This window comes from Streptomyces sp. NPDC033136 (assembly GCF_055578235.1).
On sequence record NZ_JBVIPD010000050.1, the window covers coordinates 1 to 5,381 of the forward strand.

General features: G+C 69.4%; 4 protein-coding genes and 1 pseudogene. 3 read left to right on the forward strand and 2 right to left on the reverse strand.

What is annotated here, in order from left to right; genetic code table 11:
• Nucleotides 1–61 precede the first annotated feature (61 nt).
• Nucleotides 62–601: an IS110 family transposase gene (locus tag ACZ5TL_RS39270; RefSeq protein WP_468595566.1), complete on the reverse strand. Its 540-nt coding sequence runs from the start codon at nucleotides 599–601 to the stop codon at nucleotides 62–64.
• Nucleotides 602–1,023: 422 nt separating this feature from the next.
• Here ACZ5TL_RS39270 and ACZ5TL_RS39275 point away from each other — a divergent pair.
• The 3 genes and pseudogenes from ACZ5TL_RS39275 to ACZ5TL_RS39285 all read left to right on the forward strand — a co-directional run.
• A pseudogene (locus tag ACZ5TL_RS39275) lies at nucleotides 1,024–1,416 on the forward strand (DNA-directed RNA polymerase subunit alpha C-terminal domain-containing protein); the annotation flags it as partial.
• Between the two features lie 206 nt (nucleotides 1,417–1,622).
• The gene (locus tag ACZ5TL_RS39280) at nucleotides 1,623–2,474 is read left to right on the forward strand and encodes a YihY/virulence factor BrkB family protein (protein ID WP_468595567.1); all 852 of its coding nucleotides are present in this window, start codon (nucleotides 1,623–1,625) and stop codon (nucleotides 2,472–2,474) included.
• 1,355 nt (nucleotides 2,475–3,829) lie between these two features.
• Complete coding sequence (locus tag ACZ5TL_RS39285) at nucleotides 3,830–5,068, forward strand: PP2C family protein-serine/threonine phosphatase (protein ID WP_468595569.1); 1,239 nt, start codon at nucleotides 3,830–3,832, stop codon at nucleotides 5,066–5,068.
• A gap of 78 nt (nucleotides 5,069–5,146) precedes the next feature.
• On the opposite strand, the gene ACZ5TL_RS39290 is transcribed toward ACZ5TL_RS39285, so the two are convergent.
• Nucleotides 5,147–5,287 (reverse strand): hypothetical protein, encoded by a 141-nt coding sequence (locus tag ACZ5TL_RS39290; protein WP_468595568.1) that lies wholly within the window; start codon nucleotides 5,285–5,287, stop codon nucleotides 5,147–5,149.
• Between the last annotated feature and the right edge of the window lie 94 nt (nucleotides 5,288–5,381).

Genomic DNA, 5,381 nt, shown 5'->3' on the forward strand with positions numbered 1-5,381 from the left:
CCCGCCGCGCGAAGTCCACGCCGATTTCGAAAAATTGCGTCTTGCTGCATGATTTAGTCGGTCAAGTCCCTGTCCGAAGAACGCAAGGCCCCTCAATGACCAGGACGGCCTTGAGCTGGTTGATCGCCTGGGTGCGGGCCTTGACCGCGGAGTCTTTGGCCAGCTTGTAGATCCGGGCGCTGTGCACGGGGCCGTCGCCGGACTTGGCCCGGGCCCGGGCGCGACCGCTGAGCACCGCTCGCGCGGCGGCCTGCGCGTCCAGCGGGTCCGACTTCCCCAGCAGCCGCCGGGCCGTGCGGTCGGGCCGGTTCACTTCGAACACCTGAATCTGCTGGGACAGCAGGTAGCGGGACAGGCCCGCGCCGAAGGTGCCGGTGCCCTCCACGCCGGCCCGGCGCACCGTCCCCCGCTTGCGGGCCCAGACGAGCAGCTGTCGGTAGCCGGCCGCCGTGGCCGAAAAGGACTCGGTGCCTAAGATCTTCCCGAGCGAGGAGATCACGGCGGCGACGTGTACCTCGCCGTGCGTGTCCACGCCCAGGACGACCTCGCGCCTGGCCGGCGGATCCGTGCTTGAGGAGGTGCTGCTCTGTCGGGTCGTCATGGTGGTTCGCCTCCCGCGTGGTGACTTGCTGTTGGATGGCACCGGGCTGCTCGGGCGGTCTGAACTGTGATGGCGCCTGATCGTCGGCAAGGCCCCTATGGGGACACGCCCTGTGGCTCGGTGGCAGGCAGCATCCCGCAACGGCAGTCGACAGGTCCGTGACTGGACACTTCGGTCATAGATCTCACGAGTCAGACCTCCGCCCGGGACGGCACTGCACAACCGTCCCATCGATCCCAGTACAGCGGCATGACTCGATCGTTGCCGGATGGCTTCGGCCGAATCGATGCTCAACTTGATTGCCCGGGTTGACAAGGCGTTGACATTCGTCCCCTCCTGACCGGTATTGACGGGGAGATGTCAAGCAAGGAGGTGGTGACCTCACCGGCTGCGGCTCCTACTCCGTGATCAGCACCCCGATGGCCATGGCGTCGGCCGGTAAGACCCTGGTCGAGCTGTTCGGTCTGGCCCGTGAGCTCAACATCGACGCCGAGGGCATCGACATGGGCCCGTCCCCCACGGACGCCGCCCTCGCCGCTGATCTCGCCCTGCCGATCGAGGAGCTCGAGCTCACCGTCCGGTCGTACAACTGCCTCAAGCGCGAGGGCGTCCACTCCGTGGGCGAACTCCTCGCGCGCTCCGAGGCCGACCTCCTGGACATCCGTAACTTCGGTGCGAAGTCCATCGACGAGGTCAAGGCGAAGCTGGCCGGCCTGGGCCTCAAGGACAGCCCGCCCGGATTCGACCCGACCGCCGCCGCACTCGGTACGGACGACGACTCGGACGGGGGTTTCGTGGAGACCGGGCAACACTGAACACTGCGCTGCGCCGGTCATAGAGACACCTCGCGCACGGGGACAGGTCTCCACGCTCTGTTCACTGCGCGGTGCCAAGGGGCCGTGACGCCCGCGACCGTCCCGCCTTCCCAAGCACGTCGGGTAACCCCGGCACGCGTGCCGGGTTCTGTCGCACCGCAGTGCTGGATGGTGGCCCGCGGACGAAGAGTGAGAGCATCCGCGTCATGGATGATGCAGACGGTCACACGGCTCGGTGGTGGGTGGCGTTGCGCCGGACGCCGATGGCCGTCTGGAACGACGACGTCACGGACTGGGCCGCTGCGCTGACCTACTATGCGGTTCTGGCCCTGTTCCCGTTGCTGCTGGTGATCCTCTCGATCCTGGGTCTGACCATGCCCACGGCCAAGCCGGAGGTCATTGAGCGCATGACGCAGGCGGCCCCGGCCGAGTCCCGCGCGCTGCTGCGCAGCACCCTGCGGCAGATGGCCGCACAGCCGACGGCGGCATGGACGCTGATCTTCGTCGGAGGGGCGGGGGCCCTGTGGTCGGGATGCAGTTATCTGAGCGTCTTCCGCCGGGCGTTGTACTCCATGCATCGGATCAGCGCGGACCGGCCGGTCTGGCGTACCGCTCCGCGCATCATCGCCACGGCACTCGTCCTGAGCTCCCTGCTTCTGACGTCGACCCTCGCGTTGTTGCTCACCGGCGGCCTGGCCCGGCGTCTGGGGCAGGCTCTGAGTCTGGGTACCGGGCCCCAGGCCACCTGGGACACGCTGCGGTGGCCGGTCGTGGCCGCGGTCGCCGTCGCCTTGGTGCTCGTCCTGTACCGGTCAGGACCGGCATCCTCCCGCCCTGTTCGGAGGATGGCGCCCGGCGGCACATTGGCGGTGGCGCTCCTGCTGACCGTCTCACTCGGATTCGCCGTCTACACCTCCCTGGTCAGCACCTATGACCGTCTGTACGGTTCACTGGCAGGCGTCGTGGTGTTCCTGGTCTGGCTGTGGCTCTCCAATCTGTCCCTCCTGATCGGCGCTCAGTTCAACGCAGAGCTGACGAAGCCTGCGCACGGGGAATGAGCCGGTCTTCCCGTACCTGCGGCTGACCGCCCCTACCCCCTTGAAGCCGGTTCGCCGCGGCCCCGTGGGCAGTGGCGGCCTCTGGCCTCGCGCGGCGCGCCGTCCGCCGCCTGGACCGGCAGGGCACCGCACAAGGTCAGCGCGATCACGGGCCAGGGTGGCGAGGGGAGACCACAGGCCGGCCGCGAGCGCGGCGATGCCAGGTTGGTAGCCGGGCATGGAAAAGCAGTCGGCGTCGTGCAGGCACATCACACGCCACACTGGTGCCCCTCCTGTTCGGGGTGCGGGTCCGGCGCGGAGCCCGGGCGGGCGTCCACTCACTCAGGCCCTGTCGAGTCAGACCACCCATCGGGCATCCGGGGCGGCGGATTTGGGGCCTCGCCGAATCCGACCATCTGTCCGGCCTCAAGACACAGGTCATCGGCCGAACTGCGGCTCCGAGATCTCGAGCTCACCGCCTGGCACGTCCTGCACGCAGACCGCAGGTCGGACGATTCGACTGGGCGGAAAGCCTCCTCGACGCCTGGACCAGCGCCTGAACGACTGCTCCTCCAGGCATCCGCGCAGGGCATGCGGCGCCCGAGTCGGCACGTGGCGCGCACCCCGGCCTCGTACCCCTACTCCTCCGGTTCGGTGTTGCAGCACCTTGCGAGCAACCCTGGTCGCCGATGAACTGCGACAGGTACGGTGAGGCGGCCGAGCCCGGGACAACGCCTGATGTGACCGAGTACAGGAAGGTCCCGTCCGAGGTGGGCCGCCCCGGACGCACGCACTTCAACGGAGCAGGGCCGCGCAGCCATTGCTGGTCGGCCCTGCTCCTGTGCGCCACAGGTCCTGTCGGCGCCCGGCACAAGAGCACCCCCTTGTTCGGCCGAAAGGACGGCTGGCACGGGCCGCGGCAGTCACCGGACACGGCGTGCACTCTCCCTCGGGCAAGGCTGCGAGGTCAGGCCGGGGTTGATGTTCTCGGCCTGCGGGCCCTTCTGGCCCTGGGAGACGTCGACGGTGGGCGCCCGAACGGCGTACCGCTCGGGGCCCCACTACTGTTTGTCGTCTCCGGTGCCAGCGTGGCATGGACTCTGGTAGGCCGGATGACTACGAGGTCCAGGCGCTCCACACGGCGACGGTGGCCGGGCCGTTCGACGAACAGCCGGCCGATACGTGCATCCGTTCAAAGGCTCTGTGGTGCAATAACATCTACCGGGCACCGGGCTTGGCGCAGCCCCTCGCATCCCCGGGCCGGAGCCCTGAGCAGCAGTGAGCAGCGAGGAGTCACCGTGACCGTGCGCGGGCCTGACGGGGACGGTGGGCACACCACTCGTACTCCCGCGAACGGGGGTGGCCGGGGCAGGGAGATAACCCTGGCGGAGACGCTGGCCGCAGCGGAGTCCGCGGCGCCTGTGGAGTCGCTCGACGTGGTCGCGGGCATGCTCAAGGAGCGCCTCGGGGCCGCGTCGGTGTCGTTCCTCATCACCGACTTCACCGGTGGCTCGGTCGTACGGCTGGGGGCGGCGGGCAGCATCGATACCGATGAACCCGCCCGGCGCATCTCGCTGCGAGGCACCCTGTACGACGACGTGATCCGCACCCAGCGGCCGAGCGTGGAGGACAAGGGCGAGGGCGCGCTGGTGCGGATCGTCGCCCCGGTGACGAACCGCGGGGACGCCATCGGGCTCCTCGAACTCTTCCTGCCCGCGGCGCCGGACGCGGAGGTGATGCGTGAGATCGGCGAGACCGCGCACGCCCTGGCATACATCGTCATCGCCAACCGGTCCTACACCGACGTGTACCAGTGGGGACGCCGCACCAGCCCGCTGAGCCTCGCTGCGGAAATCCAGCACCGGCTGCTCCCGGCGTCGCTGGCGTGCGAGGCCGCGCAGTTCGCGGTGGCCGGGGCACTGGAGCCCGCCGACCACGTCGGGGGCGACACCTTCGACTACGTGATCGACCGGGATACAGTCCAGCTCTCCGTCACCGACGCCATGGGTCACGATGTCGACGCCGCGCTGCTGGCCACCCTCCTGGTGGGCGCCCTTCGCCGGGCACGGCGGGCCGGCGCCGACCTCGCCGAACAGGCCCGACAGGCCGACCAGGCCATGCGTGAACACGGCCGCCAGAGCTACGTCACCGGCCAGCTCCTGCGCATCAGCCTGACCGACGGCAGGGCCGAGTTCATCAACGCCGGCCATCCCTGGCCGCTGCGCATGCGGAACGGCCAGGTGCGGGAGATCACTCCGAAGATCGATATGCCGTTCGGCTTCCAGGTCCCCCACACCTACCGGGTCCAGTCGCTGGACCTGCAGCCGGGCGACCGGCTGGTGATGCTGACCGACGGCATGCTGGAGCGCAACGCCAACAGTCTCGATCTGTCCGACCTGATCGTGCGCACCCGCGCGCTGCATCCCCGCGAGGCCGCCCGCACCCTCATCGCGGCGATAGTCGACGCCAACCACGGCCACCTGCAGGACGACGCGACCGTCATGTGCCTGGACTGGCACGGCGTCGGCCACTCCGAGCGGGACGCCGACACCGGCGCCGACCTCTCCGACGCCTCCGCCCCGTCGCGGACGGGGCGGACCACTCCTGGGCGATGACTCGACGACTGCTCCGACCCCCCGCTGCGTCCGGTCCCCGGACGGGCGGCCCGTGGGGCGCTTGCCCGGCTGACCGCGTCACCTGGGGAGGCGCCTGCGGCGGCGGCCCAGGCGTAGGCCGAGGAGGACGAGGTCGGCGACCAGAACCACCACGCCGATGACCAACAGGTAGAACAGGCCCTTGGCCACCACACCGATGATGCCGAGCACGATGGCCACAATGAGCAGTGTGCATCGTGACGTTGCAGGTCACGGGTCTGGTATGCGCGGGGTTCGCGATGCTCGGGCTGGTCGCGGGCCGATGGCCATGGTG

Coding starts and splice junctions, on each gene's coding strand:
- ACZ5TL_RS39280 (WP_468595567.1), top strand. CDS start 1,623: ATGGATGATGCAGACGGTCACACGGCTCGGTGGTGGGTGGCGTTGCGC.
- ACZ5TL_RS39270 (WP_468595566.1), bottom strand. CDS start 601: ATGACGACCCGACAGAGCAGCACCTCCTCAAGCACGGATCCGCCGGCC.